The sequence below is a fragment of the Natronorubrum texcoconense genome, assembly GCF_900100335.1.
Lineage (GTDB): Archaea > Halobacteriota > Halobacteria > Halobacteriales > Natrialbaceae > Natronorubrum > Natronorubrum texcoconense.
The window spans coordinates 222,041-241,722 of sequence record NZ_FNFE01000006.1 but is presented as its reverse complement, the minus strand read 5'-3'; the positions used below and the strand labels follow the sequence as shown (position 1 = coordinate 241,722).

Annotated in this window: 16 protein-coding genes; 13 read left to right on the top strand and 3 right to left on the bottom strand. The window is 65.1% G+C overall.

Annotated elements, in window-relative coordinates:
- Positions 1-2 precede the first annotated feature (2 nt).
- Positions 3-2,021, top strand: a complete 2,019-nt coding sequence (locus BLT08_RS17770) for a glycoside hydrolase family 15 protein (protein ID WP_090310633.1) — start codon at positions 3-5, stop codon at positions 2,019-2,021.
- A 296-nt stretch (positions 2,022-2,317) separates the two neighbouring features.
- Positions 2,318-3,277 carry a TIGR03885 family FMN-dependent LLM class oxidoreductase gene (locus BLT08_RS17765; RefSeq protein WP_090310631.1) on the top strand — a complete coding sequence of 320 codons (960 nt, stop codon included), beginning with the start codon at positions 2,318-2,320 and terminating at the stop codon, positions 3,275-3,277.
- A 32-nt stretch (positions 3,278-3,309) separates the two neighbouring features.
- Here the strand turns inward: BLT08_RS17765 and BLT08_RS17760 are convergent, their stop codons facing one another.
- Both BLT08_RS17760 and BLT08_RS17755 read right to left on the bottom strand, forming a co-directional pair.
- Positions 3,310-4,233, bottom strand: coding sequence for a manganese-dependent inorganic pyrophosphatase (locus BLT08_RS17760; protein ID WP_090310629.1), 924 nt, complete (start codon positions 4,231-4,233; stop codon positions 3,310-3,312).
- Between the two features lie 178 nt (positions 4,234-4,411).
- Positions 4,412-5,875, bottom strand: coding sequence for a DEAD/DEAH box helicase (locus BLT08_RS17755; protein ID WP_175529371.1), 1,464 nt, complete (start codon positions 5,873-5,875; stop codon positions 4,412-4,414).
- Between the two features lie 181 nt (positions 5,876-6,056).
- Between BLT08_RS17755 and BLT08_RS17750 the strand changes: the two genes are divergently transcribed.
- The 11 genes from BLT08_RS17750 (at position 6,057) to BLT08_RS17700 (ending at position 17,471) form a co-directional block, all read left to right on the top strand.
- A complete protein-coding gene (locus BLT08_RS17750) occupies positions 6,057-7,193 on the top strand; it encodes a nucleotide exchange factor GrpE (RefSeq protein ID WP_090310626.1) in 1,137 nt (378 codons plus the stop codon).
- A 190-nt stretch (positions 7,194-7,383) separates the two neighbouring features.
- The gene (gene dnaK / locus BLT08_RS17745) at positions 7,384-9,303 is read left to right on the top strand and encodes a molecular chaperone DnaK (protein WP_090310624.1); all 1,920 of its coding nucleotides are present in this window, start codon (positions 7,384-7,386) and stop codon (positions 9,301-9,303) included.
- Between the two features lie 94 nt (positions 9,304-9,397).
- Entirely contained in the window at positions 9,398-9,985 is a 588-nt protein-coding gene (locus BLT08_RS23145) for a hypothetical protein (RefSeq protein ID WP_090310623.1), read from the top strand.
- A gap of 192 nt (positions 9,986-10,177) precedes the next feature.
- Entirely contained in the window at positions 10,178-11,344 is a 1,167-nt protein-coding gene (gene dnaJ, locus BLT08_RS17735; protein WP_090310620.1) for a molecular chaperone DnaJ, read from the top strand.
- A 123-nt stretch (positions 11,345-11,467) separates the two neighbouring features.
- Positions 11,468-11,848, top strand: coding sequence for a hypothetical protein (locus tag BLT08_RS17730; protein ID WP_090310618.1), 381 nt, complete (start codon positions 11,468-11,470; stop codon positions 11,846-11,848).
- A gap of 140 nt (positions 11,849-11,988) precedes the next feature.
- Positions 11,989-12,585 carry a DJ-1/PfpI family protein gene (locus BLT08_RS17725; RefSeq protein ID WP_090310616.1) on the top strand — a complete coding sequence of 199 codons (597 nt, stop codon included), beginning with the start codon at positions 11,989-11,991 and terminating at the stop codon, positions 12,583-12,585.
- A gap of 187 nt (positions 12,586-12,772) precedes the next feature.
- Positions 12,773-13,519 carry a hypothetical protein gene (locus BLT08_RS17720; RefSeq protein WP_090310613.1) on the top strand — a complete coding sequence of 249 codons (747 nt, stop codon included), beginning with the start codon at positions 12,773-12,775 and terminating at the stop codon, positions 13,517-13,519.
- 103 nt (positions 13,520-13,622) lie between these two features.
- On the top strand, positions 13,623-14,168 hold the full coding sequence (gene hpt, locus BLT08_RS17715) for a hypoxanthine/guanine phosphoribosyltransferase (protein ID WP_090310791.1): 546 nt from the start codon (positions 13,623-13,625) through the stop codon (positions 14,166-14,168).
- Between the two features lie 163 nt (positions 14,169-14,331).
- Positions 14,332-15,711: a uracil-xanthine permease family protein gene (locus BLT08_RS17710; RefSeq protein WP_090310611.1), complete on the top strand. Its 1,380-nt coding sequence runs from the start codon at positions 14,332-14,334 to the stop codon at positions 15,709-15,711.
- Between the two features lie 108 nt (positions 15,712-15,819).
- Positions 15,820-16,101 carry a MoaD family protein gene (locus BLT08_RS17705; protein ID WP_090310609.1) on the top strand — a complete coding sequence of 94 codons (282 nt, stop codon included), beginning with the start codon at positions 15,820-15,822 and terminating at the stop codon, positions 16,099-16,101.
- A gap of 149 nt (positions 16,102-16,250) precedes the next feature.
- A complete protein-coding gene (locus BLT08_RS17700; protein ID WP_090310607.1) occupies positions 16,251-17,471 on the top strand; it encodes an MFS transporter in 1,221 nt (406 codons plus the stop codon).
- A 274-nt stretch (positions 17,472-17,745) separates the two neighbouring features.
- Here BLT08_RS17700 and BLT08_RS17695 read toward each other — a convergent pair whose 3' ends face one another.
- Complete coding sequence (locus BLT08_RS17695) at positions 17,746-19,656, bottom strand: S9 family peptidase (protein ID WP_090310605.1); 1,911 nt, start codon at positions 19,654-19,656, stop codon at positions 17,746-17,748.
- Positions 19,657-19,682: the final 26 nt, after the last annotated feature.

Here is a 19,682-nt window from a genome sequence, read left to right as displayed (position 1 = left end):
ACATGGACGATGAATTTCTCCCGATCGACGACTACGGTGTTATCGGTAACGACGATCGATGTGCCTTGGTCGGTCGAAACGGCTCGATCGACTGGTACTGCGTTCCCCACATCGAATCCCCCAGCGTGTTCGCGGCGATCCTCGACGACGACGGTGGCGGCCGATTTGCCGTTCGGCCGGCAACGGAGTACGAGGCGAGCCACGAGTACGTCGAGCGGACGAACGTCCTCGAGACGACGTTCGAGACCGACGAGGGAACCGCGACGGTAACCGATTTCATGCCCCTGCCGGGACCCGATGCGGTGCGCGACGGAGATCCGGACGACGAGGGAGCGAACGGCGAAACTAGCGACGGCGCGACCGACGAACGGCTACAGCAGGCCATCTGTCGCAAGGTCGAGGCCGTGTCGGGGACCGTCGAGGTAGATGTTATCTTCGAACCGCGATTCGGCTACGCGCGGGTGCCGACCGTCCTCGAGCGAACCGATCGCGGCGACGTCATCGCGACCGAAGCGAGCGGCGATGACGATACGGCGACGGACGAGCGTCAGGAACCGGCTCCCGAGGACGACCGACTGCACGATCACGAGGCCGGAGAACTCTCCCTCCACGGCGACATCGACCTCGAGATCGACCCGGACGACTCGGTCGCGACGGCGACGGTGACGCTCGAGGCGGGCGAGACGCGGTGGCTCTCTCTCCAGTACGGAGACCCGAACCAGCGATCCGTCGAGGAGTACGAGGGACTCCTCGAGGGGACGATCGACTACTGGCGGACGTGGCTCGACGGCTGCGAGGAGTCGGCGACGGACATCTTCGAGTTCGAGGAGGAGTGGCGAGACGCCCTCGTTCGGTCCGCGCTGACCCTCAAGCTACTGATCCACGACGAGACCGGGTCGATCGTGGCCGCCCCGACGACGTCGCTCCCCGAGGAGATCGGCGGCGAACTCAACTGGGATTACCGGTACAACTGGATCCGGGACGCGAAGTTCACGATTCAGGCGCTCCAGAACGCGGGCCAGTCCACGGAGGCCCACCGCTACTTCGAGTGGTTCCGGGAGATCGGCCACGAGACGCCCGACGAGATCCAGCCGCTGTACGGACTCCACGGCGAGTCGGATCTCGAGGAGGAGTGTCTCGACCACCTCTCGGGCTACCGGGAGTCGACGCCGGTCCGAATCGGCAACGCCGCGGCGACCCAGGAACAACTGGACATTTACGGCACGATCATCCAAGGGATCTACGAGACGATCCGCTACGAGAACGGGCTCTCGGACTACGACTGGGAGTCGATCCGCGCCCTCGCCGGCTACGTCTGCGAGCACTGGGACGAAGAGGACAAGAGCCTCTGGGAGTTTCGCGACCTCGAGGCGCACTTCGTCCACTCGAAGCTGCTGTGCTGGGTCGCCCTCGACCGCGCGCTCCGACTGGCCGAGGAGTACGACCGCGACGGCCCCATCGAACGCTGGGAGCGCGAACGCGAGGCGATTCGGACGGCGATCGAGGAGCGCGGCTACGACGAGGAGCGCGGCAGCTTCGTCCAGTTCTTCGACGCCGACGACGCGCTGGACGCGACCGCGCTGCTCCTCCCGATCTACGATTTCCTGCCGGCCGACGACGAGCGCGTCCAGAACACGATCGATACGATCCTCGAGGAGTTGACCACCGACGACGGACTCGTCTACCGGTTCGCCGACAGCCCCGCGCGGCCGAAAGAACCCGGCGGATTCGTCATCTGCTCGTGCTGGCTCGTCGACGCACTCGTCCTCTCCGGACGACTCGAGGAGGCCAACGAGATCTTCGAACAGCTCCTCGAGCACACCTCCTCGCTCGGTCTCCTCTCGGAGATGATCCACGTCGAGGACGGAACCTTCCTCGGAAATTACCCGCAGGCGTTCAGCCACATCGGCCTCCTCAACAGCGCGATCTACCTCGCGAGCGCGAGCGATCTCGAGGACACTACGCCCGAGGAACGCGAGAGCAGCGCGGCGACGCCGCTGTTCCGACGGCATCAGACCTGAGCCTGTCCGCTCCACCGACGTCGATCGCCGAACGCTCCAGTCGGCCGCCGTACGCTCGGTCGGGCGACCGTGACTGACTGTCGACAGCGAGTCAGGCAGCACCACGCCGTGGAACTAAGTAGCGTTTTGTGGAGGTATCGACCGTGCAGGCTACGAACCCGACCTCTGCGGGTTCACGTACGGATAAGACGAGTTGCAACCGGGAAGCCGTACTCACCGCACCGAGCAACCGAAGTCGCGACGACGATCACGCACGGTCGCGATGAGACTCGTACTCCAGACGAGGGAGACAGATCATGACCGAGATCGGCTACCACGTTTCGCACGAACAGTTCGCGCCGAGTGACCTCCTCGAGTACGCCACGCTCGCGGACGAGCGGGGGTTCGACCACGCACTCGCGTCGGACCACTTCCACCCCTGGAGCGAACGCCAGGGCGAGTCGGGGTTCGTCTGGTCGTGGCTCGGCTCCGCGCTCGAGGCGACCGACCTGACCTTCGGGACGGTTAACGCGCCCGGCTACCGCTATCATCCCGCGATCATCGCCCAGGGCGCGGCGACGCTGCGCGAGATGTACCCCGAGCGGTTCTGGCTGGCCGTCGGCAGCGGCCAGTTGCTCAACGAGGGAATCACGGGGACCGACTGGCCCGTCAAGCGCGAACGGAACGCCCGTCTCCGGGAGTGTGCGGAGATCATGCGTCGGCTCTGGGACGGCGAGGAGGTAACCCACCACGGCCGCGTCGACGTCGAACAGGCCCAACTCTACTCGCGACCCGAGACGGCCCCGCCGCTGATCGGCCCCGCGCTCTCCGAAGAGACCGCCGAGTGGCTCGCCGAGTGGGCCGACGGGATGATCACCATCGCGACACCGGACCACGAGGACGACGCGGCTCGCGTCGAAGCGTTTCGGGAGAACGCCCCGGAGAAACCGGTCTTCCTCAAGGCCCAGCACTCCTACGCCGACAGCGACGACGCCGCACTCGAGGGCGCCTACGAGCAGTGGCACACCAACTGCGTTCCGGGGCCGGTGACCCAGGAGCTTCGGACCCCCGAGCAGTTCGACGACCTCTCGGAGACCGTCGACGAGGAGGTCGTCGCGGAGAACGTCCGCATCTCGTCGGACCTCGAGGACCATGTCGAGTGGCTCGAGGCTGATTTCGAACTCGACGTCGATCGGGTGTTCGTCCACAACGTCAACACGAATCAAAAGGCGTTCATCGAGGCGTTCGGCGACGAGGTACTGCCAGCGTTCGAGTGAAAGTGACGTGGAGCCGTGCGACTGACGGTCGACTACTGGAACGCGTCCTCGAGCGGCGGCACGACCTGCTTCTTGCGGGACATCACGCCGGGTAGGAACGCCTCTCGATCCGTCAGCGTAACGTCGAGTCCCGCTTCGACGGTCTCCGCGTGGTCGCCCGCGACGAGAGCGGTGGATTCCTCCTCGAGGAGGTCCGTGACGAGTAGGACGAGCACGGCGTACTCCCGTTCCGCGACGACCTCGTCCATCGCCTCGAGCACGGCCTCGCGCTGTTCCAACACGGTGTCCGGTTCGACAGTTTCGATCTGTCCGATGCCGACGTCGTGGGAGCCGAACTCGAACTCCTTGAAGTCGCCGAGGACCATCTCTCGAGGCTCCTTCTCACCGAGTTTGCTCTTCTGCTGGAGCAGTTCCTTTCCGTACGTTTCGTAGTCCACATCGGCGATATCGGCCAGTCGCTCGGCGACGGTTCGGTCCGTGTCGGTGGTCGTCGGCGACCGGAGGACGACCGTATCGCTGAGCAGGCCGCTGAGCAGCAGGCCCGCGGTCTGGGCGTCGATCTCTACGTCCGCTTCGTCGTACAGCCGCGTGAGAATCGTCGCCGTCGAGCCGACCGGTTCGTTCCGGAAGAAGATCGGGGAACTGGTCTCCACGTCGCCGATCCGGTGGTGGTCGACGATATCGGTGATCTCCGCTTCCCGTGCGCCGGAGACGGTCTGACTGTGCTCGTTGTGATCCACGAGGGCCAATCGTTCTCCCGCGGCATCCTCGAGGAGTGCCGGTTTCTCGACCTCCCACCGATCTAGGACGAACTGCGTCTCCGGGTTTATCGCTCCGGCTCGAGCCGGGGCGGCGTCCTCTCCCTGCGCCTGCTTCAATCGCGCGTAGGCGACCGCAGAGATGATGGTGTCCGTATCCGGCTGCTGGTGACCGATGACGTAACTGGGTTGTGACATGGTCGGATTTTGCTCTACTGCGGTAAGAAGATAGGCGATTTAGTGTCGAAACGGCATCCGAACGGGAATCGCCTTCGTGACCCGGAAACACCGGGTGGCTGTCGAATCGGATCCGCCGCCACTCCGGAAGATGGCGGAGTAGTGGACCGCATCCAGTACCGCTGTAGACGTCGAACAGCTATGTCCCATCCCGTCGACGACTCGAGACGCCTTCTTCGCTCGTATCCGCGGCGACCACCTCGTATAGCAGGGCACGGCTTCCGTCGGATTTCGGCCGCAGAATCCGCCCGAGGCGCTGGGTGAACTCGCGTTCGCTGCCGCTGCCCGAGAGGACGACCGCGACCGAAGCATCGGGGACGTCAACCCCCTCGTCCAGAACGTTTGAGGTCGCGATTCGGCTGTAGGTCCCCTCGCGGAATCGCTCGAGCATCTCGCGGCGCTCTGCCGCGCCCGTCTGGTGGGTAATCGTTGGGATCAGGAACCGCTCACTGACCTCGTAGGCGAGGTCGTTGTGGGCCGTAAAGACGATCGTTCGCTCGCCGCGATGATCGTCGAGAATCTCCTCGAGCGCCTCGAGTTTGGCTTCGCTGCCGTAGATGATCTCGCGGGCGCGTTGGCGGGCGAGCAGCGCCTCGCGCGCCTCGGGGTCGCTCCCGGAGCGTTTGACGAGTTCCTGGTAGTCCGAGCCGCTTTGCATGCTGATCCCCGTGCGTGCCAGATAGTTCGCGAAGGTCTCCTGTGCTCGCTCGTAGGCCTCGCGTTCGTCGGGCGTGAGCGCCACTTCGAGTCGCTTCAGGTCGTAGTTCGCGAGGTGGTCGCCCGCCAACTCGTCGACGTCGACGCGGTGGACGAGCGGGCCGGCGATCTCTTCGATGATTTCGTGGGCGTCGTCGGGGCGCTCGAACGTCGCCGTGAGCCCCAGCCGTGCGGGGGCGGCGAGCAGGCGCGCGATCTCGCGGTAGCCCTCCCCGCCGAGGTGGTGGACCTCGTCGAAGACGACCAGCCCGAAGCGGTCGCCCACCGAATCGGCTTTCAGGTACGCCGAGTCGTACGTCGAGACCGTGATCGGCTCGAGGCGCTGTTCGCCGCCGCCGAACCGCCCGATATCGCGGTCGAACTCGCGCTCGAGTTCGCGCTGCCACTGCTCGAGCAGGTCGATCGTCGGGACGACGACGAGCGTGGGAGTCGAGAGCCGTTCGATCGCCTTGAGGGCGATGACCGTTTTTCCGCTGCCCGTCGGAAGTTCGAGGACGCCCGCGGGCGCGGTGGTAACCCAACCGCCGTCCGCCGCGTCCGCACCCCAGCGATCCGTCTCGAGCCACGTTTCGAGCGCCTCCCGTTGATACGCGCGAAGTTCGTACGCCGACCGAAGCGATGGGAGCGAGTCGAGGGCGAGTACGCGGTCGTCGATTCGATTCGGTTCGGTCACGGCGTCCAGCAGGGCGGTGCGGAGCGGCGCGTACCGAAACGCCGGCACGCGCCAGCCGTCGGTCCGCGGGTCGCGCTCGAGGTCGGGAACCGACTCCCGAAGGGACGACGGGGAGACGGACGTCTCCTCGAGTCCGTCGATTCGGACGGTGCCGTTCTCGTAGCGGAGCGTGATCGGTTCCGGATCCGTCCGCTCCTCGCGTGGCCGCGTCACGGTGACTGATCCGAGCGGGGCGGACAAATACTGTCGGGAATTCGACGGGGTAGAGAGGACAACCAACGCAGTCGAAACGAGTCCGCGAATACGGTCGGAAGGCATCGACGGCCGATGGCAAATCGAGGGCCGTCGGCCCCCTACCTCAACCCTTTTATTACCGCTGTTCCTTGACTGGCACATGAGCGAAGACGAGGGCACGAACTCCACGGCCCAGGGTGTCCCGTCCGAGGAGCAATCCGACGACGGCGAGATGGCCAACGGCGAATCCGCCGCTTCAGCTACGGACGAGTCGGACGCCGAACCCGTCCCTGCTGGCGACGCCGAATCGGACGGAGACGACTCGAGCATCGGTGCGTCGAACGCCGACGACGAATCCGACGGCGAACCGTCCGCAGCGCCCCAGACGAGCGAGGACATTCAGGAGCTGCTCGACGACGTGACCGAGTACGACGACGACCTCGCCCACCAGGTCAGCGCCATCGTCGACGAGGCCCGCGACCTGAACGGCACCGTCGCCCACCAGCGCGAGGAGCTCGAGGACCTCTCCGAGCGCGTCGAGGAACAGGCCGAGACCATCGGCGAGTTACAGGACGAACTCGAGACGCGAGAGGAACAGGTCGAGGAGCGCGAGGAGACGGTCGAGGATCTGAAAAGTCGCCTCAAGCGTAAGCAGGCCGACTTCCAGAACTACAAGAAGCGAGCCAAGAAGCGCCAACAGCAGATCAAAGACCGGGCGACCGAGGACCTCGTCGAACGGCTGCTCGGCGTTCGCGACAACCTGAAACGCGCCCTCGAGGAGGACAGCGACGACGCGGAGAGCCTCCGGCAGGGCGTCGAGATGACTAAACGGGAGTTCGACCGCATCTTGGAGGACGAGAACGTCTCGGAGATCGATCCCGACCCCGGCACCGCGACCGACCCGCAGCGCCACGAGGTCATGATGCAGGTCGACAGCGCACAGCCGGAGGGGACCGTCGCCGACGTCTACACGCCCGGCTACGAGATGGGCGATAAGGTCATCCAGAACGCACAGGTGACGGTTTCGAACGGCGAACTCGAAGCCGAGGAAGGGACGACGGACGAGAGCGACGCCGACGGTGAGGACGACGGCGCCGAGGTGACCGACGAAGCGTCAGAAGCGTCGGACGCGGATGCGGACTCGAGCGGTGACGATGCGGCTGCCGACGACGCCGAAGAATCGGCGGATGAGGAGGACGAGGAGGCAGCGATCGAACTCGGTGGCGACGTCGCGAGCGACGAGTCCGCGGACGCCGACACGGACGGTGCCACCGAGTCCGACGGAACTGCAAACTGAGGAATCGATCGCTCACTCGTCGCCCCATCGTTCACGGTAATCGACACCATATTATCGCCGCCAAAGTCAATTCGACTCGAGCTGTTTCAGCCGCTGAGCGTGGCGCCTACGGCCATTTTGGCGAATTTTATTCGCCTCACGATACTGCCTAGTAACCTTTAAAACAAAGTGCGCACAATAGCCTGCCACGATGGCGAGCAACAAGATTCTCGGAATTGACCTTGGGACGACGAACAGCGCGTTCGCGGTGATGGAAGGTGGCGATCCGGAGATCATCGTCAACGCCGAAGGCGAACGGACGACACCCTCCGTCGTCGCCTTTACCGACGACGACGAGCGACTCGTCGGCAAGCCGGCGAAGAATCAGGCGATTCAGAACCCCGAAAAGACGATCGCCTCGATCAAACGCCACATCGGCGAGGAAGAGTATACCGTCGAGGTAGACGACGAGGAGTACACGCCGGAACAGATCTCGGCGATGATCCTCCAGAAGATCAAACGCGACGCCGAAGACTACCTCGGCGACGAAGTCGAGAAGGCCGTCATCACGGTCCCCGCGTACTTCTCGGACCGACAGCGCCAGGCGACCAAAGACGCCGGCGAGATCGCCGGTTTCGAGGTCGAGCGCATCATCAACGAGCCGACGGCCGCGTCGATGGCGTACGGCCTCGACGACGACTCCGACCAGACCGTGCTCGTCTACGACCTCGGTGGCGGGACGTTCGACGTTTCTATTCTCGATCTCGGCGGCGGCGTCTACGAAGTCGTCGCGACCAACGGTGACAACGACCTCGGTGGCGACGACTGGGACGGGGCCATCATCGACTGGCTCGCCGACGAGTTCGAGGCCGAACACGGCATCGACCTCCGCGACGACCGACAGGCGCTCCAGCGGCTCAAAGACGCCGCAGAGGAGGCCAAGATCGAGCTCTCGAGCCGGAAAGAGACCGAGATCAACCTGCCGTTCATCACGGCGACCGACGACGGCCCGATCCACTTAGAGGAGTCGATGACGCGAGCCAAGTTCGAGTCGCTCACGCAGGAGCTGATCGACCGCACCGTCGAGCCGACCGAGCAGGCACTCGAGGACGCGGGCTACGAGAAAGACGACATCGACGAGGTGCTCCTCGTCGGTGGCTCGACGCGAATGCCACAGGTCGCAGAGAAGGTCGAGGACCTGACCGGCAAGGAGCCCCAGAAAAACGTCAACCCCGACGAGGCCGTCTCGCTGGGCGCGGCGATTCAGGGCGGCGTCCTCGGCGGCGAGGTCGACGACATCGTCCTGCTCGACGTCACGCCGCTCTCGCTCGGTATCGAGGTCAAGGGCGGTCTCTTCGAACGCCTCATCGAGAAGAACACGACGATTCCGACGGAGGAGTCGAAAATCTTCACCACGGCGGCGGACAACCAGACCTCGGTGCAGGTTCGGGTCTTCCAGGGCGAGCGCGAACTGGCCGAGAAAAACGAGATGCTCGGCGAGTTCCACCTGACCGGTATCCCGCCGGCCCCCGCGGGCACGCCGCAGATCGAGGTCACGTTCTCCATCGACGAGAACGGGATCGTCAACGTGAGCGCGGAGGACAAGGGCACCGGCGAAAGCGAGGAGATCACCATCGAGGGCGGCGCCGGCCTCTCCGACACCGAGATCGAGAAGATGCAGGCCGAAGCCGAGAAACACGCCGAAGAGGACAAGGAGAAGCGCGAGCGAATCGAGGCCCGCAACACCGCCGAGGCCACGATCCAGCGCGCCGAGACCCTGCTCGAGGAGAACGAGGACGTCGACGACGACCTCCGCGGCGACATCGAGGCGGCCGTCGAGGATCTCGAGGAGACCATCGACGACGGCGACGCGGACGCCGACGATATCGAAGCCGCGACCGAAGACCTGAGCAAGGAGCTCCAAGAGATCGGCAAGCAGATCTATCAGGAAGCCGGCGCGGCGGGCGCTGGCGGTGCTGCGGGCGGCGCAGCTGGCGCAGGCCCAGGCGGCATGGGCGGCGGTCCGAACCCAGGTCCAGACGGTGCCGCAGCCGGCGGCGAAGGCGAGGAGTACGTGGACGCTGACTTCGAGGATATCGCCGACGAAGTCGAGGACGAGGACGAGGACTGAACGAGTCGGCGACGACGGTTGCTCTCGCCACCGCGGTAACAGCCGCGTTTGAGCTACCCGGACGTTTTTCACACGCTTTCTCGTCGCATCGAGTATGGACCGACGCAGCATGCTCGTCGGCACGGCTATCGCACTCGCAACACCGCTGGCCGGGTGTCTGAGCGAGGACGACGCCGGCGAGAGCGCTCCAGACGACGGAGCGGAAGACGGCGATCCGCCGGAGACGGCCGACGATACCCTCGAGTACGACGTGCATCAGGTCGGATTTTTTCGGGCGACCTACGACCCGCTCGAGGACGACGCGGTCGGTTCGCTCGAGGTGTTCGAATCGGCAGCCGACGCACACGACCGGGCGCCGCTGGAGGAGATCGACGCCACCGATCCGTCGGCGACCGAGGAGTTCGTCACGGAGACCGACTTCGAGCGGGACCTGCTGTGCTCAGTCGTCACCACGTGGCCGAACACGAGCGACGCGGCGGTCGAAGTGGAGACCCTCGAGCGACGGGACGATCGACTGGTCGCCACCGCGCGAGCGACCGGCAAACAGGCGGGCGACGACGCGCCGTCCTTTCCGGTTGCGCTCGTTCGCGTCACCGTCGAAGACGATCCACCGGTGGAACTCGAGATGACGGTCGTCGACGGTCGCGAGAACGAGGAGACGCTTCGCGCCGATGTGAGCTGACTCCGGCAACGGCGTCACGGCGCCGAGATCACCCGTTCGATACGGATCGTGTCGAGGCGCGAAACCGTTCGGACTACCGGGTCGAATCCACCCCGGCTGCTGCCCATCGACACCGGGTGGTATCGAATCCGACGCCGCGACGGACGGAACGTTCGTTTCAAGTGGCTCAACCGAGTATCGGTTCGACAACGAATGAGCGAGGACTTCTACGACGCACTCGGCGTGAGCCCCGATGCGTCGACCGAGGACATCAAACAGGCGTACCGGAAGAAAGCCACCGAGTACCATCCGGACGTCAGCGACGACCCCGACGCCGAGGAGAAGTTCAAGAGAATCCAGAAGGCGAAGCAGGTCCTCACGGACGAGGAAAAGCGCAAGGCGTACGATCGGATGGGCCACGACCGCTACGAACAGGCCGAAAAGCACGGTTTCGACGCCGGCGAAGCGGGCGCCGGCGGGATGGGTGGCGGACCGTTCGGCGGCATGGGCGGTGGCGGCGGTGGCATGGGCGGCGGGCTCGGCGATATCTTCGAACAGGTCTTCGGCGGCGGTGGCGGCGGCCGCGGTCGTCGTCGGCCGCGAAAGGGACGGGATCTGCGAACCGAACTCCGGATCGACCTCGAGGAAGCCTACGACGGCGTCGAAAAGCAGTTTACCGTCGAACGGCCGGAGGAGTGTGATACCTGCGACGGGGAGGGGCACCCGCCCGATGCGGACTCGCGAACCTGCCCCGAGTGTCAGGGTCGCGGCCAGGTGACGCAGGTCCAGCAGACGCCGCTGGGTCGCGTCCAGCAGACGACGGCCTGTCCCCGCTGTGAGGGCGACGGGACGCTGTACTCCGAGACCTGCGACGACTGTCGCGGCGAGGGCTACGTCCGGAACGAGGCCTCGCTGACCGTCGACGTACCCGAGGGGATTCAGGAGGGCCAGACGCTCCGGATGGAAGGCGAAGGTGCACCTAGCCCCGAAGGCGGGCGCCACGGTGACCTGCTCATCGACGTCTCGATCCGCGATCACGAGGAGTTCGAACGCGACGGCGACGATCTCCAGTATCGACTGCCCATCTCGTTCCCGCAAGCCACGTTCGGCGACACCGTCGAAGTGCCTACCCTCGACGGCGCTGCCGAGTTCGAAATTCCGAAAGGAACCCAGAGCGGCGAGACGTTCCGCCTCGAGGGCAAGGGCATGCCCCGCCTCCGCCGACGGGGACACGGCGATCTCTTCGTGCAGGTCCAGATCGTCACGCCCGACAGCCTGAACGAGGACCAGCGCGACGCGCTCGAGGCGTTCGCCGAGGCCGGCGGCGACGAGATCGAGGTCAAAGAAGGCTTCTTCGAGAAGATCAAGCGGGCGTTTTAGGCCGTGAATTCGTGAGTTCGCCGGATCTCATCTCCGTGATTTCGTGCCGCTGCTCGAGACGAGAGACTGATACTGGCCTGACTATTCCACAACAGTTATTCTGTTCGTCGGTACTGTTGGAGTATGATAGCCCGCGAGACGGCCGTCCACCTCGTCGCCGTCGGGTTGGCGTTCGGTAGCCTGCTCGCAGTTGATGCCGCCACCGAGGGTCCAGTCCCGTCGGTCCCGGCGTTTCTGCTGTTTTACGGAGTCGTACTCGGCGGGGCGCACTTCTATCTCGCCGTTCGCGGCGAAGACGGGATGGTGCCGGTCGCGTCACGGTGGCGGTACGTGACGCTGCTCGCGGTGCTCTTCACCACGGGGGCGGTGATTGCTTACTGGGGCGACCGAACCGTCGCCACCGTCGAACTCGAGTCGATCGGAACTGCGATCATCGGTCTCGTGCTCGTCGCCTACCTCCTCGCCGAGTCCATCGACGGTTACCGAGCGTCCCGAACGGAGTAAGCCTCGAGCATACCCGGCTTTGAGCGCCCTCTCGGCGAATCAAATGCAGAGAGATCGATCATAATCGACAGCATGAGTGTCGTGGTGTCATCCAACATAATCTATGACGGCTGTCGTCGAACCAACACGTGGGAATTCCCATGACACACCAGATCCTGCTCCTCGCTGGCGATTACGTCGAGGACTACGAAGTGATGGTCCCGTTCCAAGCGCTCGAAATGGTCGGCCACGAGGTTCACGCTGTCTGCCCCGAAAAGGAGGCCGGCGACAGTTGTCCGACGGCGATCCACGACTTCGAAGGCGATCAGACGTATACTGAAAAGCCGGGGCACAACTTCGAACTCAACCACGACTTCGACGCGGTCGACCCCGCCGAGTACGACGCGCTCGTGGTTCCCGGCGGCCGCGCGCCCGAGTACCTCCGGACGTACGACGAGGTGCTCGAGATCACGCGTCACTTCTTCGAGGAAGACAAACCCGTCGCCGCGCTGTGTCACGGCGTCCAGATCCTCGCCGCCGCGGACGTCCTCGAGGGCCGAACCTGTACCGGCTATCCCGCGCTCGAGGCCGACGTCCGAATCGCCGGCGGCGACTGGGCGGACGGCGTCACGCGCGAGGGGAACCTCGTGACGGGCCAGGCCTGGCCCGACCACCCCGAGTGGCTCGCCGAGTTCCTCGAGAGTCTCGGGACCGAGATCGATCACCAGGACGCCGCTCCCGCGGCGGCGGACGACTGATACGGTTTGCTGTGACGATTTACCGGTGCAACCGCGGGACGATCGTGGTTGCACCGGAAATGACGTACAGCAGACCGTATGATAACAGCGGCTATCAGACGAACGCCCCGTCGTATGGCGGCCACTGACCGCAACTGTGCCGCCTCGAGTCGGCGTCCTTTTTTCGACCGGGCCTCGAGTTACGCACATGACCGCCGAGACAGTGGACGATCTACTCACGCGGGAACTCCGGGACGACCGCACTGCGCTCGTGGACGCGACGGGTCGGGAGTTCGACAATCACTGGCTGTGTACGACGTCCTGGAAGGCCGGGAACTTCCTGCGGCACGCGGGCGTCCGCAGGGACGTCACCGTCGGCATCGTCGGCGAGGGACCGCTTCCCCTGCTCGCCTCTTTCGGCACGACGCTGCTCGAGGGGACGACGCGGTTCGAGCCGCCGATGGATCTCGCCGACGAGGAGAACTTCCGCGCGCTCGTCGCTCCCGTTGTGACCCTCGAGTCCGGCGAGTACACCCTCCCGCGGGGCGCCCAACGGGTCGGCTACGGGCAGAAACCCGACGAACCTGACATTCACCACTTCGACGCCGGCGTCTGGAGCGAGAACCCCGCCTTCCCGCCGCTGGACATCGATCCCGAGACGGTACTGCTGACCGACGGCGAACGGGACGTGAGCCACGGGGAGGCGCTCGAGGCGGCCAACGAGATCGTCGAATCGTACGGCCTCGAGGCCGGCGACCGCGTCGTCGTTCGAGAGTCGCTCGCGGACCCTCGAGCCGTGATCGGGGGCGTTCTCGCACCGATGCTCGCAGACGGCGTGATCGTCCTCACCGGCGAGGAGGACGAGACGACGGCCGAACGCGGCGAGTACGGGCTCTCGAGTGAGTCGGTGCCGGAGCCGACCCGGATCGAACTGCACGACGTTTCCCTCGAGTGAGCCGCCGCGGGCGGACGGGTCAGCCTCGAGGACGCGAGAGGTGATCGGTCTCGAACAGACGCGAGAACGAACCGTTTTTCCCCCGATTGCGCCAATCGGCCACATGGAGAAACTTCTCGCCTCGCTCGACGACGCGCCGATCATCGACAAAGACGGCTACGAGTACCTCGTTCACCCGATCAGTAACGGCGTGCCGATGCTCGATCCGGCCCTCCTGCGGGAGGTCGTCATCGAGGTCATGCAGACGGCCGATCTGGACGTCGACAAGATCGTCGCTCCGGAGGCGATGGGCATCCACCTCGCGACCGCGCTCTCGCTCCAGACCGACATTCCGCTGGTCGTGATCCGCAAACGACCGTACGGGCTCGAGGGCGAGGTCTCGTTGCACCAGCAGACCGGCTACTCGGAGTCGGAGATGTACATCAACGACGTCGAGGCGGGAGATCGCGTCCTCATCGTCGACGATATGCTCTCGACGGGCGGCACGCTAGCCGCCATCTGTACCGCACTGGACGATATCGGCGCTGAAATCGAGGATATCGTCGTCGTGATGCGAAAAGTCGGACCGTCCGCGCTGGACGAGACCGAGTTCGAAGCGACGAGCCTCATAGACATCACGGTCGAAGACGGAGAAGTCGTCGTTCACTAACCGATTGTGAGCGAGAACTGACGACGAAACCGAGTGCTTGTCGTGTGTCGCCACGGCGCATTCAGGTATACACGAATGTGGGTAAACACAGCGATCTGGAACACCAATATACACTCATATACGAATCTTTTTAGTGGGCGATCCGCAACGTGGCGGCCATAGCATGTCGAACGAAACGGACGGGAGTATTCAACTGGAGTACGGACTCGACGACAGGCCGCCGTGGCCGAAGTCGCTTTTACTCGGCCTTCAACACGTCGCGGTGATGATCGTTCCGGCGACGGCCGTCGCGTTCATCGTGGCGGGAGACGTCGGCCTCAGCGTCGCCGACACGGCGTACATCGTCCAGATGGTTCTCCTGTTTTCGGGGCTGGCGACGGTCGTACAGGCGTACACCGTCGGTCCCGTCGGGGCTCGCCTGCCGATCGTGATGGGCTCGAGTTTTACGTTCGTCGGCGCGGCGGTGACGATCGGGATCGACTACGGCATGGCCGCCGTTTTCGGGGCGATTCTCGTCACCGGCTTCGCCGTCGAGGGTCTCATCGGCTGGCAGTTCAAACGCATCAAACCCTTCTTCCCGCCGCTCGTCACCGGACTCGTCGTCGTCATCATCGGTCTCTACCTCATTCCCGTCGCCATGGACTACGCTGCCGGCGGCGTCGGAGCCGACGACTACGGCGCGCTTCATAACATCGGTCTGGCCGCGCTCGTTCTGGCTATCGCCGTCGGCCTCAACCTGTTCACTCGAGGCATCGCGCGACTGCTGAGCATCCTCGCGGGGATCGCTATCGGCTACGTCGTCGCCGTCGCGTTCGGGCTGGTCGACTTCTCGCCGATCGGCGACGCCGCCTGGGTCGCCGTCCCCTCGCCGACCAGGTTCGGCTTCGAGTTCGAACCGATCGCCATCGTCGTTTTCGCCTTCCTCTTTCTCGTCTCCGCGATGGAGACCGTCGGCGACATGTCCGGTGTTACGGCTGCGGAAGGGCGAAACCCGACGGACAGGGAGTTCCGCGGCGGGCTGTTCAACGACGGACTGCTGAGCTCGATCGGCGCCGTTTTCTCGGCGTTCCCGATCACGTCGTTCTCCCAGAACGTCGGCATCGTCAACTTTACGGGCGTGATGAGCCGTCACGTCGTCGGCATCAGCGGCGTGATCCTCGCGATTCTCGGACTCAGTCCCAAGGTGGGGGCGGCTGTCACGACGATTCCCAGCGCGGTTTTCGGGGGTGCCGTCTTGCTCATGGTCGGCATGGTCGCCGCCAGCGGCGTCCGACTGATCGTCCTGCATACCGAGTTCGACCGCCGGAATATGGTCATCGTCGCGGTCTCGCTGAGCCTCGGACTCGGCGTCGCGACGACCCCCGAAGCGCTCTCCGGGCTCCCGAACGCGGCCGAGACGTTCTTCGGCGAACCCGTCATCATGACCGCGCTGTCGGCCCTATTGCTCAACACGTTCGTGCCCGGCGAGCAGAGTCCGCTGTTCGACACCCCTGCAGATGAGTCCGCCGAACCGGAGCCAGCGGTCGGCCCGAGCGACGACTAACTCCCGTCTTATCTGCTGCCTCCGTCGATCCATCTCCGCCTCCGTCGATCGGTCACCTGCCGAACTCGACACCGTCGATTTAAGAGGAGCTACGCCGAACCTCGAGTCGTGCAACTCGAGTGCGTCTTCTTCGGCCCGTTTCGCGACGCCGTCGGCGAGAAGACCGTCCGCTACGAGACGGACGCCGAGAGTGTGGGAAAACTCCTCCTCGATCTCGAGTCGACGTACCCCGAGCTCGAGGGACGACTCGTGTCCGACGACGGGAACGAACCGGTGGGAAAAACGGTCGTCACGAAGAACAAACGAGACGTGACGCATATCGACGGTCTCGAGACGGAACTCGAGGAGACCGACGTGATTCGGCTGGTGCCGTCGGTGTACGGTGGCTAACCTGTCGACGGAACCGAAGCGCCGAACCGACATCGCGATCGAGCGCCGAATCGCCATCCGAACCGGTCAGCGAGGGCGTACTCGTCCTCGAGTACCCACCACCTCGTGCCGATCGGAACGACTAACCAGTACACCTGATTAGCCACGCTATGGACCGGAACGATCGCGCAATCGCTCGATTCACGATGATCGGGCACGCGACGTTCCACCTCTACGAGCTCACGATCCCGCTGTTCGTCGTCGTCTGGCTGGACACCTTCGACGTCTCGCCGGCCGTCCTCGGGACGGTGGTCGCGGTCGGCTACGGGCTCATCGGGCTCGGCGCGCTGCCGAGCGGCGCGCTGGCCGACAGATACGGCTCGAGACGGCTGGTCGTCCTCTCGATGGTCGGCATGGGCGCCGGGTTCGTGCTCGTCAGCCTCGCGCCGACCGTCTGGCTGCTCGGCGTCGCGCTCGTGCTCTGGGGTGCCGCGGCGAGCCTCTACCATCCTGCGGGACTCTCGCTGATTACTCGCGGCTCGGAACAGCAGGGAACCGTCCTCGCGTACCACGGCGTCGCGGGCAACGTCGGGACGGCGGTCGGCCCGCTCGCGGCGGCGATCGCACTAACCCTACTGGACTGGCGGCTCGTGGCCGCGCTGTTCGCCGTCCCCGCGCTCGTCGCCGTCTTCGCGGCTTCGGTCTTTCGTTTCGACGAACGGGCGGGTGTCGACGCCGAAGCCACGTCGACTACCGACTCGAGCGTCGGAATAACGGCCCTGTTCGAGCGGACGAAACTCCTCTTCGTCGGCAGCTTCGCCGTCGTGTTCGTCATCGCGATGCTCGCGGGGACGTACTACCGGGGCGTCTTTACGTTCCTCCCGGACGTCCTCGCGGAGCTCCCCGTCTTCGATCCCGTCATCGTCGCCGGCGAGACGTTCGAACCGAGTCAGTACGTCTACGCCGGCCTGCTGTTGATCGGTGCCGTCGGGCAGTACGTCGGCGGACGGGTGAGCGACTACCGCTCGCCCGAGTGGGCCATCGTCGGCGCGTTCGTCGCGTTGATCGTCGTCTCGTTGCTCTTTCCCGTCGCCACGAACGCCGGACTCGTCGCGACGCTGCTGATCTGTGCGGCGCTCGGCTTTTTCGTCTACGTGGAAGCCCCGATCCATCAAGCGCTGATCGGAAAATACGCCACTGCGGACGTTCACGGGCTGTCCTTCGGCGTTACGTATCTCGGCGTCTTCGGCATCGGCGCTGCGGGGGCGTCCATCGCCGGCATCGCCCTCACCTACGGCGGGACGTCCCTCCTCTTTCTCGTCCTCGCCCTCTTCCCGGCGCTCGGACTCCTGCTAGCCGGTTTCCTCGCGATGACGAAGCGGCACGACTGATTGACTGGCCGATCTGTTCGCTCGACTGTTCCGAAAATCCTCCAGTATGGTTCTGCGCGTGGTTCCGGCAACTCGAGGTCAATCCAGCCCCCACCACACCTTGCATGAGATTGACTGGCGTGATTTTATGTGGCTGAGGGGGCGACGTTTCCGTGCGGTCGGGCGATAGCAAGTCCGACGGTTGGCTGGTCGCGTCGTGTCCAAGCACGATAACGGGTCACGCACTGCACGCCGACAGTACCCGCGTGGCCCGGTTTTGCGTTTCGCTCGTAAGTCAGGCGTCCGCTCGTTCCCCGTCAGCCCGCCGCTCGAGGAAATCCGTCAGCAGCCGAAAGAGCCGGAGCTTCTGCGCTTGGTCGGAGGATGCGTGGCCCTCCTCGCCGAGTTCGTGGTACTCGAATGCGCCGTTCTCGCCCGCTTCGGCGGTTTTACCGTTCGCTTCATCGAGGCCGCGTTCCTCGAGCGCCTCGCGGAACAGCCGCGCCTGCGAGACGGGAACGCGTCGGTCGTTGACCCCGTGGACGATGCAGATGGGGGCGTCGAGATTCTCGATGTGCGTAAGCGGTGAGCGGTCCTCGTAGAGATCCGGATTCTCCGCGGGCGTGCCGAGGTACTTCTCCATCAGTTCGATACGGTAGTGGTCCATCGTGGTCTCGTACATCTCCTCGAGGTCGGTGAGACCGATCCAGGCGATTCCGGCCTCGTAGAGGTCGGGGTACTGGACGAGTTGCCAGTACGCCGAGTAGCCGCCGTAGGAGCCCCCGAAGACCACGACGCGGTCCTCGTCGAGCCAGTCGTAGCGCTCGAGGGCGTACTCGACGGCCGTCGCGACGTCTCCTTGTTCGGCGCCGCCCCAGTCCTCGAGCAGTTCCTCGACGAACTCGCGGCCGCGTCCAGTCGATCCCCGGTAGTTGACCTGTAGCACCGAGAACCCCTGCGAGACCAGCGTCTGCGCGTAGAGGTCGAAGGACGTGTCGTCGCGACTGCGCGGACCGCCGTGGGGGTTGACGATCAGCGGCGAGGGCCGCTCGCCGGAGTCGTAGAGGAGCGCGCCGATCTCGAACTCGTCGTACGGCTCGTGTTCGACGGCTCTCGCGGGTGTTTCGGGAATGCCGTCCGAGTCGAACGTCAGGTATTCCGCGTCGGCGAAGTCGTCGGGATCGAACGGCCCGTACTCGGCCTCGAGCAGGACTTCGTACTCGTCGCTCTCGAGATTGTAGACCAGCAGTTCCGGACGGCGCGTCGGGCTGGTGTGCTCGAGGAGAATCCGATCTTCGTCGACGCTGAGTCCGGTCGGTCCCATCCCGAACGAGGTGACGCCCTCGGGGAGCTCGAGTTCCCGGCCGGCGCCCGACTCCCGGTCGTAGACGACCGGAACGGCGTTCGCGTTCCGACTGCGACTGGCGAGGAGTCGGTCGCCGCCGGAGAGCACTGCGATCGGCTGCTCGTCGTACTCGTCGTCGCCGTACCAGGTCACGTCATCGGCACCGAAGTCGTAGACGCCGACGCGGCCGAGGTCGGTCGTGTTGTCGCCGACGAGCAGCCACTCGCCGTCCGGACCCCAGTCCGTCGGCATAGCTTCCGCACCGGTTTCGCCGATCTCGAGATTCCGGGGGTCCGAGCCGTCCGCGTTCGCGACGTAGACGTCCCGGTTGTCGAAATCCTCGGTCTCGTTGGTCGCGTACGCGATCCGCTCGCCGTCGGGTGAGAGGTGGGCGTCCCAGACGGCTCGCTCGTAGTCGGTGATTTTGGACGTCTCGCCGCTCGAGAGATCGTGCCGGTAGACGTTCAGTTGGCCGTCCCGGTTCGAGCCAACGAGGAGCGTCTCGCCGTCCTCGCCGACCTCCTGCAGGACGACCTGGCCGTCCATCTGGACGATCGGTTCCACCGAGCCGTCGCGGGACAGCGCGTAGAGATCGTTCTGCTCGTCCCCGGCGTCGTCGAGGTGGAAGAAGACGCGGTCGCCGTCGGCGCCCCACGCGACGAACCAGCGGGCGTTGCGCGGCACCTCGCCGTCGGACCAGCGCTCGACGTCGCCGTTCTCGACGTCGACGACGTGCAGTTCGTTTCGGCCGGTGACGTCGTAGTAGCACGCGACCCCGTCGCCGGACGGCGAGACGGTCGGATGGGCGATCGTCGGCAGCCCCGCGAGTTCCGCGAGGACGCTGTCGTCTGAGTCGTTCATTGGTCCACCGTGACAACGCACTGACT